This window comes from Phyllobacterium sp. 0TCS1.6A, assembly GCF_026420825.1.
In the GTDB taxonomy this organism is placed as follows: Bacteria; Pseudomonadota; Alphaproteobacteria; order Rhizobiales; family Rhizobiaceae; genus Phyllobacterium.
In genome coordinates this window covers 240,202-256,154 of the sequence record NZ_JAPMAB010000001.1, presented here as the reverse complement: position 1 = coordinate 256,154, position 15,953 = coordinate 240,202, and the positions used below count along the sequence as shown (strand labels likewise).

Sequence of the window (15,953 nt, the reverse complement as noted above, 5' to 3'; positions counted from 1 at the left end):
CGGCAAAAACCTGTTGCCGGCAACACTCATCCGTTGCGTCGGCCGGGGCGGGAAGCTAGGGTCGGCCACCAACAAAGAGGTCCCGCCATCATGTTCCAGTCGTTTGAGGTCGTAAGCAATCCTGCTACCGGCGCGCCGCGTGTTGCCCTGTTGCGGGCGGAACTGGAAGCGCTCGGCCTTGATGGTTTTCTCGTTCCGCGCGCCGATGAGCATCAGGGGGAATATGTCCCGCCCCGCGCCATGCGGCTTGCCTGGCTGACCGGGTTCACGGGCTCCGCCGGCGTCGCGCTGATCATGAGGAAACAGGCCTATCTCTTCGTCGATGGCCGCTACACGCTGCAGGCCGCCGAACAGACGGATCCCACGGTTTTCACCATTGAAAGCCTCGTCGATACACCGCCGGCAAGCTGGTTCCGCAAGTCGGGGACCAAGCTCAGGATCGGTTTCGACCCATGGCTGCATACGATCAGCGAGGCCCGGGCATTGCGCGAGTCGCTCGAAGCCAATGGCGGCACGCTGGTGCCGGTGAAGGACAATCTCGTCGATCTCGTGTGGGACGACCAGCCCGCGCCGCCGCTGGAACAGGTATCCATCCAGCCGGAGAAATATGCCGGCAGGCTGGCCAGCCAGAAGCTGCGCGACATGGCCGCCATCATAGCGGGAGCCAGGGCAGACGCGGCGATCATCACCGATCCTTCATCCATTGCCTGGACGTTCAATATTCGCGGCAATGATGTAAGCAATACGCCGCTTCCCCTGGCATTCGCCCTGATCCCGGCCGAGGGCGAGCCGGTGCTCTTCATCGACAAGCGCAAGCTCCCGATCGAACCGGAAGCCTATCTGACGCAATTGACCGCCCTGCGGGCGCCATCGGCACTCGAAGGCGACATTGCCGATTATGCGGCTGGAGGCAGGACGATCCTCCTCGATCCGTCCCTTGCCGCTGAAAACTTCCGCCTGATCATCGAAAGGGCCGGCGGAATGGTCATCGAGGGCAGCGACCCTGCCCGCCTTCCGCGTGCCACGAAGAACGGCGCGGAACTCGAAGGCGCGCGCAAGGCGCATCTGCGCGACGGCGTGGCCATGGTTTCCTTCCTCTCATGGATCGACGCGCAGGCTCCCGGAACGATCGACGAAATCGGAGCGGCGACGAAGCTCGAGGAAATCCGCACCAGGAATGCCGAGAGCTTCCAGATGCCGCTGGAAAACCTTTCCTTCGACAGTATCTCGGGCGCCGGGCCGAATGCCGCCTTCGCCCATTACCGCGTCAATACGCAGTCCAACCGGATATTGGGTGATGGCGAACTCTATCTGATCGACAGCGGCGGCCAGTATCGCGATGGGACGACGGACATTACCCGCACCCTGCCGATCGGCACGCCGACGGACGACATGAAGCGCAAGTTCACCCTCGTTCTCAAGGGAATGATCGCCATATCCACGGCGCGCTTTCCGAAGGGGACGCGAGGCATGGATATCGATGTTCTGGCCCGCATCGCACTCTGGAAACAGGGATATGACTATGGACATGGCACCGGCCATGGCGTCGGCGCCTTCCTTTCGGTGCATGAGGGGCCGCAAAGCATTTCCAGGCGCGGCATGCAGGAACTGCTTCCGGGGATGATCCTTTCCAACGAACCGGGCTACTACAAGCCCGGTGGCTACGGCATTCGCACCGAGAACCTGTTGATCGTGACCGAGCCGCAGGTTCCGGAAGGCGGCGACCTGCCGATGATGGGTTTCGAGACGATCACGCTCTGCCCGATCGACAAGCGCCTGATCGACACGTCCCTGCTGGTGCGCGAGGAACTCGTCTGGCTCGACGCCTATCATGCCCGCGTGCGCGAGGCGCTGATGCCGCATGCGGACGAGGAAAACCGCCAATGGCTGATCGAGGCCACGGAGCCTTTCGGCCACGAAGGCTGAACGGGATCAGGAAATCTGGCGCAGCACGATGATCACCGCTGCGCCGGCAACGAACATCGTCAGGGCATTGAAGCGCAGCGAAACGAGGCCGGCGATGGCCAATGCCAGCAGGCCGCGCCAGTCGGCATTAGCGGCGGCGGGGGCAACCAGCGTCGTCAGCACGGCCGCCGGAACTGCGTTCAGCGCCACCTCGACACGCGGGTGGACGCGCTCGAACCGCGACAGGACGAGATGGCCGCCGATCCGGGTCAGGAATGTCAGCACGGCGCCGGCGACGATGATCCAGAACGTGTCCGACATTATTCGACCTCCGGCCGATCATCGGGCTTCGCCAGTATGACGGCGGTCAATATGCCGGCCAGGGCGCCGATGCCGACATGCCAGGGCGAACCGATGAACGTATAGGCTGCTATGGAAACGATGGCGCTGGCGGCAACGACCGGCGCCCAGTGGTTGCGCTTGCGAAAGCCCATGACGAGTCCGAGGAAATAGATCGGCAGCAGCATGTCTATGCCCAGGGCATGCGGATCGCTGATGAGATTGCCGAAAAGCGCACCGATCCAGGCTTCGACCACCCACATGACATAGATCGGTGCCGCGACGCCGATATACCAGGCGAACGTGATCTGCCGGCCCGCCTCGGCGCGGCGCTCCGTCTCGGCAAATTGCGGATCCGTCAGCACGAAAAAGCTCAAAAGGCTCTGCAGTGGCCGGAAATGGCCGATACGTCGCCCTACTGCGGCCGAATAGAGCACATGGCGGAAATTGACCGCGAAGATCGAGAATATGATCAGCCAGGCGGGAATATTCTGGCCGAACAATTCGATCCCGACCATCTGGCTGGCGCCTCCATAGACCGCGGCGCTCATCAGCACCGTTTCCGACAGCGTGAAGCCATTATCGATCGCAAGCGCGCCAAAGAGCAGGCCGAAGGGCGCCGAAGCGATCATGATCGGCACGCCCCTGGCGAAACCTTCCCAGAACTGCGCGCTCGTGCTCACGACACCCCCTTGCAGGTGCTGATGTGTCTGCTGATCCATGCGGGTCCCTTATGACAGGCTTGCTGCCCGTGTCACGCAAGTTTTATTGATGGAATCATCAATACGTCAGAAACTCGATGACGCAACGCCCATGGGAGGATCGGAATGGCTACAATAATCAATCGCAGCGACTGGGCCCAGCATCCGGAATTGTGGCGGGGCGAATTGAACGGCGGCGCGTTTGGATCGGAGATTTCGATCATCTTCAACCATCAGGACCGTGTCGGCGCCGGACCTCGTCTGCACCGGCATCCCTATACGGAGACCTATGTCGTCCGCAAGGGCAATGCCCGCTTCACTGTGGATGGCGAAGTGATCGATGCGAGCGAGGGCCAGATCGTCGTTTCTCCCGCCAACACCCCGCATAAATTCGTCAATCTCGGCCCGGATGCACTGGAAACGATCAATATTCACGCCAGCCCCAAGATCGTGACCGAATGGCTGGAATGAGTGAATGAATGGCCGCCGCGCCATGACGAGGCGGCCATTTTGCGGTGAGAACCGTCAGAACTTCTGCGTCAGGGAGACGCGAACGCTGCGTCCTGCCTCGGTGTAATAGTCGATCGGCTGACCGCGACTGTCGGCAACATCCGTCGCGTTCCAGTACTTCTTGTCGAAGATGTTGAACACGCCCAGTTGCAGCTTCATGCCCTTGGCGAATTTCGGCTCCCAATAGGCCGTCGCATCGACAATGCCGTAACCCGGCGCCACGAACCCGTTGCCGCTGACCTTGTCGCGCCTGGCGGCCATGGTCAATGACACGTCCGCCCCCCAGCCATCGCCATTATAGCCGACGCCGAGGATGCCGCGTAACGGCGGGATGGAGTTCAGATAGGCATCCGCCTCGGTGTCCTTGCCGACGGTCCAGGCGACGGAAGCCCAGCTATACCAATTATTGGCGAAGTTGATCTGGCCGCTGATCTCGGCACCGTAGATATGGACCTTGTTCAGATTGGCATAGCCGGTGATGCCGCCGACCGGATATTCGCCGCCCGGCGGCGCGATCACGACGCCGTCGTAGATGAAATTCCGGTAGTAATTGTTGAACACGCTCGCCGAGAGTGCATAGGTGCCGTCATCATACTTGGTGCCGATTTCGAAACCATTGCTGGTCTCGGGCTTCAGATCGGCATTGCCAAGGCGGGCATAGGAGCCGGGAGCGCCGTAATTCTGGTAAAGCTCCATTGCCGATGGCATGCGGTAGCCCTGCGCCCATTGCGCATAGAAATCGAGGTCCGGCGTTGCGTGCCACGTTGCCCGCAGCTTCGGCGTGAAGCGGGAATCGCTGTTGCTGTCCGGAAGCGAGCCACTATAGTTCGGTCCGCCCACATAGGCCGCAGTGGATTCGGGGCTGTGTTCGTACCAGTCGAAGCGCCCGCCGGGCGTCAAGGTCAGGCGACCGCCGAAGAGCTCGATGTCGTCCTCGAGATAGATGCCGAACCCGGTCGTCTTGACATCGGGCATGTCGGAACTGTTGGAATGCAGCATGCGGCAGGACTGCGGGCCGAATGGCTGCGGCAGCCGCGACCAGTCGACATCCGGACAATTGTCGACGCCGGCCGAATATTGCGTCAGATCATAGCGATAGAGCTCGGCGCCGAGGCGGAACGTGTGCTTGATATCGCCGATTTCGACCGACTTTTTCACATGGCCGGTGAAGCCATAGGAATCCTGCTTCAGCTCATTGTCGCGCTGATAGACGCCAGACGGATAGCCGTAGCGAAAAGGATCGCCGGGGATGATGCGGGCGCGAGCGTCGGGCAAGCGAATGCCGTCCGTCGTATTGTTGAGCGTCTGCTGCACCCAATAGGCAACGGCATGCGCCTCGTCCACCCAGCCGGAACCGTCCGGAGCGACATAATCATAGCTGCCGGAGATCCGCTTGCGCTCGGAATCTTCGCCGGAGCGAAGTGAATTGCGCACGTAGGAGGAAGTCGTGCCGCTGAAATTATCGACATCCTCATTGCGCCTGGTGATCTCGCCGGTCAGGCCGAAGCGGTGGCCGCCCTCGACATTCTGGTACAGCTTGACCAGGAGATTGCGTTGATCGTAGTCGCCCGGATTGGCTTCCGAGCGCGTCGCGCCATAACCGCCGATCTCGCCGAAAGTGTCGACCTCGTGCCCTTCGCGATAGCCCCCCTGAACGAGGATTTCGGTGCCACCCGAACGGGCGGCAACGGCGGCATTGGTACGCCAGCTCTCGTCGGAACTGTCATAGGTGCCCTTGGTGATCGCGCCCCAATTGCGCCCCTCGCCGATCACATCGGATGGATCGAGCGTGCGCAGCATGATGACGCCGCCAAGCGCACCCGAGCCATAGCGGCTGGAATCGGTGCCCTTGGTGATCTCGACACTGCCCAGACCGTCGAAATCGAACGAATCGAGGCCACCCTGGGTGCTGCGCGGATCCGACAGCCACGGAACGCGGATGCCATCGAGCGTGGTCAGCACGCGATCGCGGTCAAGCCCGCGCAGATTGATGCTCTTGCTGGAGGAATTGACGTTGACGCCCGCATCCACACGGCGGCCGAGATCCTTGAAATCATCGACCATGCGCTTCTGGATGGTCTCGCGATCGGTGACGGTGGTCAGCGGCGTGGCTTCACCCGAGCCGGCGCTCCCCTTGCCCTTCAATACGATCGGCGCCAATTGCACGCTTGCGCCCGTATCGGCGCTCTGCGCAAACGCTGGCGATGCCCCCATCGCCGCCAATATCATGCCCGCACTGCCACACATCAGTGGCCCGAACATTCTTCGAGTCAAAGCCATATCAATCCCCACAGAGAAGTTTGCCTGGCTGGCTGACCCGCGGCACGGAGGCGCGAGGTGGTGGCTTGCTGAGCAGAAATGAAGCGTGTTCAAGCACGCTAACAAATGTTCAGTACTAATACTTAACTGTAAAAGTCAACATTACCGCGCCCTCAAATCGCCGTGATTCCGCCGGCCACCGGCAGCTGTTGCGGCAATGTCACGGCTCGTTGACGAGAGTGCCCTGGATGGCCCTGCCCCAATCGATCAATGGCCGGGCGCGCTCGGCAAAATCGAACAGGTCGTCAACGAGTTCCGGCGCGGTTATCCGCTCGGGATCGATGGGATGGCGCACGTTGAAATTCCTGCGGCGGACGGCTTCGATCAGGTCGGCGTCGGTCACGGATTCGAAGCCGCGCGGCGTGCGCTTGAGGCTGTCGCCATCGCCGAGCTGCAATCCATTCTTGCCGAGCGCGGCCAGCATCGACCGGTAGGCCTTGGGCTTCTCGACGATGGCCTTGCGCATGCCCAGCAGGAGTTCAGGCTTTTGCTGCCACCAGGCGACGGAGGCAAAGCAGCCGCGATATTCGGCGAGCCCGATACAGACGTAGAAACAGCCCGTTTCGGTCCATTTGCTGCCGTCGGGAGACAGAAGTGCGGACAAATGCCTGTTATAGGGTGCCTTGTCCTTGGAAAACCGGGTGTCGCGCTTTATCCGGAACTGCGATTTGGTCCGGTCGCCCTTGAACGGCAGGCCCGCCTTCTCGAAACGCTGGATCAGATCTTCCACCAGATCGCCTAGCGGCTCGTGGAGATGCGCCTCGAAAATATCCTTGTTTTCGAGAAACCACTCGCGATTCTGGTGAAAATCCAGCGCCTTCAGGAACGGCAGCGCCTTTTCGCCAAATCCTCTGAAGCGATTGTCGGTCATGCTCCCACCAATGTGAACCAGGCATCCTCGTCAATGACTTCGATGCCGAGCGCCTGCGCCTGCGCCAGCTTCGAGCCGGCACCCGGCCCCGCCACGACGAGATCGGTCTTCTTGGACACGGAACCCGCAGTCTTGGCGCCGAAACGCTCCGCCATCGCCTTTGCTTCGTCGCGCGACATGCGCTCGAGCGAACCGGTGAACACGATCGTCTTGCCGGCGACAGGAGAGTTGCCGACGGTATTCAGTTCCTCGTCGAGCGGCGTAACCTCGCGCAACAGGGCATCCAGCGCTTCCACGTTGTGCTGCTCCGCATAGAAATCGACGAGCGCCTCCGCAACGATGCTGCCGATGCCTTCGATCTCGTTGAGGTCGCGCCAGGCATCGTTCCCCTTCGGTGCCTCGTCGCTGGGCGGCTGCGCCGCCCTGGCGGTCCCGGCAAGCGCCTCGTATGAGCGGAAAGCCCTCGCCAGCCGCTTCGCATTGACTTCACCGATGTGGCGGATGCCGAGGCCATAGAGGAACCGGCCGAGCGGGACCTGCCGCCTGTCATCGATCGCGTCATAGAGCTTGCGCACGGATGTGGCGCCGAAACCGTCAATGTTCTCGAGTTTGGCCAGCGAATTCGCCTGCCTTTGCCGAAGGGTGAAAATATCGGCAGGCGTGCCGATATGCAGCGCCGGATCTTCCGATCGGAAGAAGAATTCGACCTGTTTTTCGCCCAGCCCTTCGATATCGAAAGCATTGCGCGAAACGAAATGCCGGATTCGCTCGACAGCCTGCGCCGGGCAGATGAGACCGCCCGTGCAGCGCCGCACCGCCTCGCCCTCCTCGCGCACCGCATGGGAGCCGCATGCCGGGCAGGTGTCGGGAAACACATAGGCGGCAGCACCGCGCGGCTTGTCGGCGACGATGTCGACGATCTGCGGGATGACATCGCCGGCACGTTGCACCACCACCGTGTCGCCGATGCGCAGGTCGCGCCCCTCGCGGATAGGCTGGCCATTCTGCCCTATGCCCCTGATATAATCCTCATTGTGCAGGGTGACATTGGTGACGACGACGCCGCCGACGGTGACCGGTTCAAGCCGCGCCACGGGCGTCAGCGCCCCGGTCCGGCCCACCTGTATGTCGATGCCGCGCAGGATGGTCATCGCCCGCTCGGCCGGGAATTTATGCGCAATGGCCCAGCGCGGGCTGCGCGAGACGAAACCGAGCCGCTGCTGCAGGGCAAGATCGTCCACCTTGTAGACGACGCCATCGATGTCGTAGCCGAGCAGCGCCCTCTGCTCCTCGATATCATGATAGTGCTCGACAAGCCCCTCGACGCTGTCAAACCGCCGCATGAGCGGATTGACCCGGAAACCGTAGGAGCGGAACGCTTCCACCATGCCCATCTGCGTCTGGGCCGGCATCTCGCTCACCTCGCCCCAGGCATAGGCGAAGAATTGCAGCGGGCGCGATGCCGTGATCGAAGCATCGAGCTGGCGCAGCGACCCAGCAGCGGCATTGCGCGGATTGGCGAATACCTGCCTGCCCTCCTTCGCCTGGCGCTCATTGAGCGCGGCAAAATCCGCATGGCTCATATAGACCTCGCCGCGCACCTCCAGCACTTCCGGCGGATCGCCGGCAAGAACATTGGGTATCGAGGCGACTGTCCGTGCGTTGAGCGTCACATTCTCGCCCGTCGTACCGTCGCCGCGGGTCGCGGCGGTGACGAGCCGGCCGAGCTCGTAGCGCAGGGAAAGCGAAAGGCCGTCGATCTTCGGTTCCGCAGTGATGGCGACCGGCGCGTCGGCTGCGAGCTTGAGAAACCTGCGGATGCGGCCGACGAAATCTTCGACGTCGCTATCCGAAAACGCATTGTCCAGCGACAGCATCGGCACGGTATGCGTCACCTTGCCGAACTTCTCCGAAACGCTGGCGCCAACCTTGTTCGACGGCGAATCCTCGCGCTTCAGATGCGGAAATCGCTGCTCGATCGCCAGATTGCGCCGGCGCAGCGCGTCATATTCCGCATCGGAGATGATCGGGGCATCTTCCGTATTGTAGCGGTAATCATGTTGGGCGATCTCGGCGGCGAGACGGCCAAGCTCCTCAGCGGCTTCAGCTTCGCTTAATTTGTCGACCGGGATGTCTGCCATGATTGTGCCCATTCTGCTTCGGCGGGAAACTCGCACGTTCTTGCCAGAGAACCATCGCCCTGATCAACTGACAATGGCTGCATTTTCCCGCAACAGGCGCACGGCCGCCGCTCTCGCCTCTTCCGTCACGCTCGCCCCGGCCAGCATGCGGGCGATTTCTTCCTGGCGGTCGTCGATCGCCATGGCGCGGATCGAGGTGGCCACCCGGTCATTCCCCGCTGCCGCCTTGGCGATAAGGAAATGCGTCTGGGCCCGCGCGGCCACCTGCGGCGCGTGGGTCACCGAAAGGACCTGCACGGTGCTCGCCAGGCGGCGCAATCTCTGCCCGATGGCATCGGCGACGGCGCCGCCAACGCCCGTATCGATCTCGTCGAAGACCAGCGTCGGCGCCGAACCACGGTCCGCCAGCGCCACCTTCAATGCCAGGAGAAAGCGCGAGAGCTCGCCGCCCGAGGCCACTTTCATCATGGGTCCGGCGCGCGTGCCCGGATTGGTGCGCACCCAATATTCGACCGTATCGATGCCTTCCGGCATGCGGTTGTCGCCGTCTGTCGTCATTTCGACGATGAATTCCGCCCGTTCCAGCTTCAAGGCGGGCAATTCGGCCATGACTGCCTGTTTCAAATGATCCGCCGTCTCGCGCCGCTGTTCCGACAGTTTCCGCGCGGCTTCGTCATAGCTGTCGCGCGCCGCAGCCGCGTCCGCCTCGAGCTTCGCGAGCCGTTCGGCGCCGGCATCGAGATCGGCCAGATCGGCATCCATGCGGTCCCTCAGCGCCGGAAGATCGTCCACCGTGACGGAATATTTCCGCGCCGCGCCGCGCAGCGCAAAAAGCCGCTCCTCGGTCTGCTCCAGCACGCGCGGATCGAAATCGATCGCCCTGATCGCCTGCTCGATGCCGCTTTGCGCCTCGGCAAGCGCGTTCAGCGCCTCGTCGATGGATTTTACCACCGGTTCCAGCAAGTGCGGGGCTTCGGGCACCTTGCGCTCCAGGCGCCGCACGAGACTGGCAAGCGAAGGAACGGGAGACGCATTGCCGGAAAGCACGTCATTGGCGTCGTTGACGTCGCTTGCGATCTTTTCGGACCGCATCATGTCGGAGCGCTTGTTCGCCAGCAGTTCCTCTTCCTGCGGCTCCGGATCGAGCTTCGAAAGTTCTTCCACCGATGCACGAAGATAATCGGCCTCGCGCATCGCCGCCTCGACCCGGGCGCGGTGGCGAGCAAGCGCCTGCTCCGTGTCCTTCCAGCTCTTGTGGAGCGCCCGCACATGGGCGGCCGCTCCATCGAGCGCTCCGAACGCGTCAAGCAGGGTCCTGTGGATGCCGGTATCGACCAGCGCACGGTCGTCATGCTGGCCATGTATCTCGACGAGCTTGCGGCCAAGTTCACGCAGGAGGCCGACGCTTGCGGCCTGGTCATTGATGAAAACGCGGCTGCGGCCGTCGGAGCTCTGCATGCGCCTGAGGATGATGTCGCCATCATCGTCGATATCATTGTCACGCAGCAATTGCCGTGCCGGATGCCCCAGCGCGACATTGAAGGAGGCCGTCACCTGCCCCTGCTCCGCGCCATGCCGAACGAGAGACGCATCGCCCCGTGCGCCAAGCGCCAGCGACAATGCGTCGAGAAGAATGGATTTTCCCGCGCCGGTTTCGCCGGTCAGCACCGACAAGCCTTCATGAAACTCGATGTCGAGCCGTTCAATCAGAACAATGTCGCGGATCGACAAATGCGAAAGCATGGATCGCTCGGGTAAGTTGTGAATCAGGCGCCGTCTTTACCGCCTGTAATAGCAGAAGCAGCCTTGGAGAGCCAAGAGCCCGAATTCTCACGGGGCTCGAGACCGCCGCCCTGCAACAACTTGTAGCTATCCTTGTACCACTGGCTGTCCGGGTAGTTCTGCCCGAGCACTGCGGCTGCGGTCTGCGCCTCGCTGGTCAGGCCGAGCGCGTAATAGGCTTCGGTCAGGCGGGCGAGTGCTTCTTCCACATGCCGCGTGTTGGAATATTGCTCGACGACGCCGCGGAACCGCTTGATCGCCGCGATATATTCCTTGCGCTCCAGATAATAGCGGCCGATCTGCATTTCCTTGCCGGCGAGCTGGTCGCGGCCGAAGCGGATCTTCGCCTTGGAATCTTCGACATATTCGGAATCGGGGTAGCGCTCCACCACCTCGTTGAAGGCGGCAATGGACCGGCGCGTCATCGTCTGCTCGCGCGTCACGTCCGGAATCTGCCGGTAATAGCTCAGGCCGGTGATGTAATAGGCATAGGCCGCTTCCGGCTGCGTCGGATAAAGCGACACATAGCGCTTCGTCATCGCGACGGCCTCGTCATACTTGCCTGCGCGGTAGTTGGCAAAAGCGCCCATCACCAGCGATTTGCGTGCGAATTCGGAATAGGGATGCTGGCGATCGACGGCATCGAACTTCTTGGCGGCCTCGTCGAGCCGGCCGGCATTCAGATTGGCGAGCGCCTGATTGTAGAGAACATCGGCGGGTTCGATCGTGTCGACATAGGCCGCAAGGTCGAGATCCTCATCCTTGGAAGCACATCCCGACAGGGCAACGGCGCCTGCAATGGGAAAAAGAAGAAGAGCCAAGCGAGCCTTGCCCCCAAACCCTGCATTCATCGACATTCTGCTATACGCCATGCTGTCTCCGGCCCCGCTTGTCATTAAAAGAGCGATTGTCGCGAACCCGTTACCACGTTTTCGCGACACGCTCTAGGCAGTACCTGCCTTGGGTTTGGGCGTTCATAAACCACAAGCGGCAGGAATCAGCAATCTTATTGCCGCGCAATCGTCCAAATTTGTGGCGGAAGCAGCGCCGCCGTCGATTTGCAGGCTGCAAGTGGCTGATTTTACGGTTCCTGTATCGGATCAGGGCGATATTCCGTCATGATTCCAATGCTCAGGCCGGCTCGAGCATCTGGATATCGCCATTGCTGAACGACCAATCTTCGCGCGTCGAAGTGCTGATGACGATCATGATGTCTTCCGGGCGGATGCCGGGCGACTTGCCGAGCAGTTCCACGACGCGCCGGTAGAAGGCCTGTTTCGTCGCCGTATCGCGCGGCTTGCCGATCGTGATGGTGAAGATCACGCAGTCGGCGGATCGGCCCTTGCTGAAATAGGTCGGGTCGACGATCAGTTCGTTGGCGCGGTGCTGATGGAAGGCCTGGAACCTGTCCGTCGGCGGCACATTGAAACTGTCGACCATTGCCTGATGAAAACTGTCCGATATGGCTTTCAGATAATCGGGCGACCTACCTTCCAGTAGGGAGATGCGGGTAAAGGGCATGATGGCTTCCTTCCTTTCACTTGACGATGCAAGGATAAGGCCGCAATATCGTCCTGAAAATCAGATTTTTAGGAACAGATAATCCTGAAAAACCGGACGATTGAGATGCGGAAAGTCAATTTTGATCTCGATGTGCTGCGCACCTTCCTGACCGGGGTCGAGCTTGGAAGTTTCGCCAGGGCGGCGGACCGTCTCGGCCGCTCCACTTCGGCCGTCAGCGCCCAGTTGAAGAAGCTGGAGCAGCAGGCCGGAACCGCCATCTTCGAGAAGGCAGGACGTGGCCTCGCCCTTACCGAGGCAGGCGAAACCATGCTCGCCTATGCAAGGCGATTGCTCGAACTCAATGACGAAGCGGCGGTGGCAGTGCGCGGCAGCGATCTTGAAGGCTGGGTACGGCTTGGCCTGCAGGAGGATTTCGGCGAAACCGTCCTGCCGCAGATACTCGGCCAGTTCGCCCGCGCCCATCCGAAGGTGCGCATCGAAGCGCGTATCGGCAGGAACTCCGAACTTCTCGAGCGCGTCGCATCGGGGCGCCTGGACCTGGCGCTGGCATGGAGCCTCGGCACAGCCGAAACACCGCATCACCAGCAGATCGGCACGGTTCCCATGTGCTGGGTTGGCGCTGCCGGCGGCCAACACCGCCGGGAGCAAGGCGGAGAGCCGCTGCCCCTCGCCTCGCTCGAGGCGCCATGTATCCTTCGAACGGCAGCCATCGATGCGCTGGACCAGGCCGGGCTGGCATGGCGGCTTGCCTTTGTCAGCCCCAGCCTTGCCGGGCTGTGGGCGGCAACGGCGGCGGGGCTCGGCCTTGCAGTACGCACGCCAATCGGCCTGCCGGCAGGGCTCGTGCCGCTGTCGCCGGCCGAAACCGGCCTGCCCGAGCTTCCGGAGCTTGGTCTTGTCCTGCACAGGGCCGACGCGCATGGCACGCCGGCGACGGAGCGCCTCGCCGATATTCTGCGCGAGGCCGTATCGAACGTCATTCCACGCGGCGAGCGGGTCAGGCGGCGCCCGGCGCTGGCACCGGCGGCGTGACCGGCACATGGGAAGTGCCGCCCGGCGCCTCCTCGAGTTCCACCATCTCATAGGCATTGTCCGCTTCGAACAGCGCCCGCAGCGCGGCGGCGTTCAACCGGTGCCCGCCGCGATAGGATCGGAAACAGCCAATGAAAGGCGCCCCTGCCAGCGCGAGATCGCCGATTGCGTCCAGCGTCTTGTGCCGGACGAACTCGTCGGGATGGCGGAGGCCGCCGGGATTTATGATCGTATTGTCGTCCCCGATGACGAGCGAATTGTCGAGGGACGATCCGAGTGCCAGTCCAGCCGCCCACAGGCGCTCGACATCGCGCATGAAACCGAATGTGCGGGCATTCGATATATCGCCGCGGAATGCCGCCGGCTGCATGTCGCCGGCATATTTCTGTCGTCCGATGACCGGCGTGTCGAAATCGATCTCCACCTCGTAGCGCGAGCCGGAATCATGGGGCCCGAACTCGGCCCAGGAATTGCCGCTCTCGATGCGGACGGGGCGCAGAATGCGGATATATCTGCGCTTCGCCGCCTGCTGGACGATGCCGGCCTGTTCGAAAGCATCGATGAAGGCGAGCGACGTGCCATCCATGATCGGCACTTCCGGCCCGTCGATATCGATCTCGAGATTGTCGATCGCAGATCCCGCAATGGCGGCCATGGCATGTTCGACGGTGCTGATGGTCTGACCGTTCTGCCCCGTCAACGTCGTGGAAAGATCGCTTGGAGCGACACGGGAGACAAGGGCTTCCACCGGATGGCGGCGGCCGTCCCCATCGATGGTGCGGAAGACGATGCCGTGGCCGGGGTCCGCCGGACGGAAAGTGATGCGCGACGGCGCGCCGCTGTGAACGCCAACGCCGCTCAAGGTGATTTCGCCCGCTATGGTCGTCTGGAAAATCCGCAATGGAAACCTCTGGCACTGCTATGACACGACGCATGACCGGCATGCTTCCCCTCGCCTGCCACATGGGTGCCGGGGATCGAACCCATATCGCGTTCTTCGCTCTATGTACCTACAGCTAGCGAGATTTGCCCGATTTTCAATGATTGCAAACAGAAAATTCCGCCATCCGGAGATGGCGGAATTTGAAGACCTCGGTGTCGAGGCGCTGTTTAGTTGGCCTGGCGGCGCAGGAAGGCCGGGATCTCGAGCTGGTCTTCGTCCGAAGACTGGCGTGCCTGCGGCTGCACACGGCCCTGATCGTCCAGCTGGCCGCGACGCGGTGCGTAGATCGAAGCATCCTGCGAGAGCGGACGGCGCGGTTCGGCCGGACGCATCGCCGGTTCGCGCGGCTGGGCCGGCTCCAGGCGGGCAGTCTCGTCCTCGCGGCGGGTAAGGCCGGCGGTCAGGCGCTTCAACAGCCCCATCGGACCGCGGTCCTCCTGTGCCTCATAGGCCGCCTGCTCGCGATTATGGTCGCGGGCGCTGAGTTCGGCCTGAACCACCGGCGGGAAGTCGGCAATGTTCGGCATGCGCGGTGCGGCCGGAACCGGTGCCGGCGCAGCCATGACCTCAGGCATCGGCTGCGGTGCGGGCTGCATCGCCGGCTGCTGCGGTGCGGCGGCCACGGGCGCGTCGAACACTTCCGGTGCGGGAGCCTGGAAAATACGGCTCTGCGGGCGGAATTCCGGTTCGCTGGCCTGTGGCGCGCGCTGAACCTCCTCGTGCTCCGTCGCATGGACGGCAGCCGGGGCTGCTTCCGGTGCGCGGGCGGCAGGCTGCTGCACTGCCGGGCGCACCGGCTCGATGCGGGCGGCGGGCTGTGCGGCCGGCTTCGGCATCGGCTTCAGCGGCTGACGGAATTCGATCGGCGCCGGCGCGGCGTCGCCAACCTGCTTGTCGATGCCGGTCGCTACAACCGATACGCGGATGATGCCCTCGAGGCTCTCGTCGAACGTCGCACCGAGAATGATGTTGGCATCCTGATCGACTTCCTCGCGAATACGCGTTGCGGCTTCGTCGACCTCGAAGAGGGTCATGTCGCGGCCGCCCGTGATCGAGATGAGCAGGCCCTTGGCGCCGCGCATCGATGTCTCGTCCAGGAGCGGATTGGCGATCGCGGCTTCGGCCGCAGCCATTGCCCGGCCATCGCCAGAGGCTTCGCCGGTTCCCATCATCGCCTTGCCCATCTCGCGCATGACGGAGCGAACATCGGCGAAGTCGAGATTGATGAGGCCTTCCTTGACCATCAGGTCGGTGATGCAGGCAACACCGGAATAGAGCACCTGGTCGGCCATGGCGAAGGCATCGGCAAACGTCGTCTTGTCATTGGCGATGCGGAACAGGTTCTGGTTCGGAATGACGATGAGCGTATCGACATTCTTCTGCAGGTCCTCGATGCCGAGGTCGGCGGTGCGCATGCGGCGCTGGCCTTCGAAATGGAAGGGCTTGGTGACCACGCCGACGGTCAGGATGCCCTTTTCCCGCGCCGCGCGGGCAACGACCGGGGCAGCGCCGGTGCCGGTACCACCGCCCATGCCGGCGGTGACGAAGCACATATGCGTTCCCTGCAGGTGATCATTGATCTCGTCGATACATTCCTCGGCGGCCGCGCGGCCGACCTCGGGCTGCGAACCCGCACCGAGACCTTCGGTAACCGAAGCGCCAAGCTGTACCAGCCGCTCGGCTTTCGATTGCGTCAGCGCCTGGGCGTCCGTATTGGCAACAACGAATTCAACACCGCGCAAACCGGCATTGATCATGTTATTGACCGCGTTGCCACCGCCGCCGCCAACACCGAAGACGGTGATGCGGGGCTTAAGCTCGGTAATGTCCGGCTTTTGCAGATTGATGCTCATATGTCCGTTCCTTTTTGTCTATACCGCGTCGCC

Annotated in this window: 13 protein-coding genes; 3 read left to right on the top strand and 10 right to left on the bottom strand. The window is 62.4% G+C overall.

The genetic code is table 11. The features are described from left to right. The first annotated feature begins 87 nt into the window (after positions 1-87). Entirely contained in the window at positions 88-1,926 is a 1,839-nt protein-coding gene (locus OSJ75_RS01170; RefSeq protein ID WP_267227019.1) for an aminopeptidase P family protein, read from the top strand. 6 nt (positions 1,927-1,932) lie between these two features. Here OSJ75_RS01170 and OSJ75_RS01165 read toward each other — a convergent pair whose 3' ends face one another. Then, positions 1,933-2,226, bottom strand: coding sequence for an AzlD family protein (locus OSJ75_RS01165; protein ID WP_250013255.1), 294 nt, complete (start codon positions 2,224-2,226; stop codon positions 1,933-1,935). Next, entirely contained in the window at positions 2,226-2,966 is a 741-nt protein-coding gene (locus OSJ75_RS01160; RefSeq protein WP_267226294.1) for an AzlC family ABC transporter permease, read from the bottom strand. The genes OSJ75_RS01165 and OSJ75_RS01160 overlap by 1 nt, the downstream gene beginning before the upstream one ends. 105 nt (positions 2,967-3,071) lie before the next feature. Here OSJ75_RS01160 and OSJ75_RS01155 point away from each other — a divergent pair, with 105 nt between their 5' ends. After that, on the top strand, positions 3,072-3,416 hold the full coding sequence (locus OSJ75_RS01155) for a cupin domain-containing protein (RefSeq protein WP_250013253.1): 345 nt from the start codon (positions 3,072-3,074) through the stop codon (positions 3,414-3,416). A gap of 54 nt (positions 3,417-3,470) precedes the next feature. On the opposite strand, the gene OSJ75_RS01150 is transcribed toward OSJ75_RS01155, so the two are convergent. The 6 genes from OSJ75_RS01150 to OSJ75_RS01125 form a co-directional block, all read right to left on the bottom strand. Continuing rightward, positions 3,471-5,735 carry a TonB-dependent hemoglobin/transferrin/lactoferrin family receptor gene (locus tag OSJ75_RS01150; RefSeq protein ID WP_267226291.1) on the bottom strand — a complete coding sequence of 755 codons (2,265 nt, stop codon included), beginning with the start codon at positions 5,733-5,735 and terminating at the stop codon, positions 3,471-3,473. Between the two features lie 199 nt (positions 5,736-5,934). Continuing rightward, positions 5,935-6,645 (bottom strand): DUF2461 domain-containing protein, encoded by a 711-nt coding sequence (locus OSJ75_RS01145; RefSeq protein ID WP_267226290.1) that lies wholly within the window; start codon positions 6,643-6,645, stop codon positions 5,935-5,937. Beyond that, positions 6,642-8,786: an NAD-dependent DNA ligase LigA gene (gene ligA, locus OSJ75_RS01140; RefSeq protein WP_267226287.1), complete on the bottom strand. Its 2,145-nt coding sequence runs from the start codon at positions 8,784-8,786 to the stop codon at positions 6,642-6,644. Before ligA ends, OSJ75_RS01145 begins: the two co-directional genes overlap by 4 nt. A 63-nt stretch (positions 8,787-8,849) precedes the next feature. After that, positions 8,850-10,529, bottom strand: a complete 1,680-nt coding sequence (gene recN / locus OSJ75_RS01135; protein ID WP_250013247.1) for a DNA repair protein RecN — start codon at positions 10,527-10,529, stop codon at positions 8,850-8,852. A 23-nt stretch (positions 10,530-10,552) separates the two neighbouring features. After that, positions 10,553-11,419, bottom strand: coding sequence for an outer membrane protein assembly factor BamD (locus tag OSJ75_RS01130; protein ID WP_250014367.1), 867 nt, complete (start codon positions 11,417-11,419; stop codon positions 10,553-10,555). Between the two features lie 280 nt (positions 11,420-11,699). After that, the gene (locus OSJ75_RS01125) at positions 11,700-12,089 is read right to left on the bottom strand and encodes a tautomerase family protein (RefSeq protein ID WP_267226284.1); all 390 of its coding nucleotides are present in this window, start codon (positions 12,087-12,089) and stop codon (positions 11,700-11,702) included. A gap of 105 nt (positions 12,090-12,194) precedes the next feature. On the opposite strand from OSJ75_RS01125, the gene OSJ75_RS01120 reads away from it, so the two are divergent. After that, a complete protein-coding gene (locus OSJ75_RS01120; protein ID WP_267226281.1) occupies positions 12,195-13,124 on the top strand; it encodes a LysR substrate-binding domain-containing protein in 930 nt (309 codons plus the stop codon). Here the strand turns inward: OSJ75_RS01120 and lpxC are convergent. Continuing rightward, the gene (gene lpxC, locus OSJ75_RS01115; RefSeq protein ID WP_267226278.1) at positions 13,090-14,025 is read right to left on the bottom strand and encodes a UDP-3-O-acyl-N-acetylglucosamine deacetylase; all 936 of its coding nucleotides are present in this window, start codon (positions 14,023-14,025) and stop codon (positions 13,090-13,092) included. The genes OSJ75_RS01120 and lpxC overlap by 35 nt on opposite strands. Positions 14,026-14,234: 209 nt before the next feature. Beyond that, on the bottom strand, positions 14,235-15,920 hold the full coding sequence (gene ftsZ / locus OSJ75_RS01110; RefSeq protein ID WP_267226276.1) for a cell division protein FtsZ: 1,686 nt from the start codon (positions 15,918-15,920) through the stop codon (positions 14,235-14,237). Positions 15,921-15,953 lie beyond the last annotated feature (33 nt).

Bases quoted from the DNA above. Each gene is read 5' to 3' on its own strand.
- OSJ75_RS01150 (WP_267226291.1), bottom strand. From the start codon at position 5,735: ATGGCTTTGACTCGAAGAATGTTCGGGCCACTGATGTGTGGCAGTGCG.
- OSJ75_RS01120 (WP_267226281.1), top strand. From the start codon at position 12,195: ATGCGGAAAGTCAATTTTGATCTCGATGTGCTGCGCACCTTCCTGACC.
- ftsZ (WP_267226276.1), bottom strand. From the start codon at position 15,920: ATGAGCATCAATCTGCAAAAGCCGGACATTACCGAGCTTAAGCCCCGC.
- recN (WP_250013247.1), bottom strand. From the start codon at position 10,529: ATGCTTTCGCATTTGTCGATCCGCGACATTGTTCTGATTGAACGGCTC.
- OSJ75_RS01165 (WP_250013255.1), bottom strand. From the start codon at position 2,226: ATGTCGGACACGTTCTGGATCATCGTCGCCGGCGCCGTGCTGACATTC.
- ligA (WP_267226287.1), bottom strand. From the start codon at position 8,786: ATGGCAGACATCCCGGTCGACAAATTAAGCGAAGCTGAAGCCGCTGAG.
- OSJ75_RS01155 (WP_250013253.1), top strand. From the start codon at position 3,072: ATGGCTACAATAATCAATCGCAGCGACTGGGCCCAGCATCCGGAATTG.
- OSJ75_RS01160 (WP_267226294.1), bottom strand. From the start codon at position 2,966: ATGGATCAGCAGACACATCAGCACCTGCAAGGGGGTGTCGTGAGCACG.
- OSJ75_RS01130 (WP_250014367.1), bottom strand. From the start codon at position 11,419: ATGAATGCAGGGTTTGGGGGCAAGGCTCGCTTGGCTCTTCTTCTTTTT.
- OSJ75_RS01125 (WP_267226284.1), bottom strand. From the start codon at position 12,089: ATGCCCTTTACCCGCATCTCCCTACTGGAAGGTAGGTCGCCCGATTAT.
- OSJ75_RS01145 (WP_267226290.1), bottom strand. From the start codon at position 6,645: ATGACCGACAATCGCTTCAGAGGATTTGGCGAAAAGGCGCTGCCGTTC.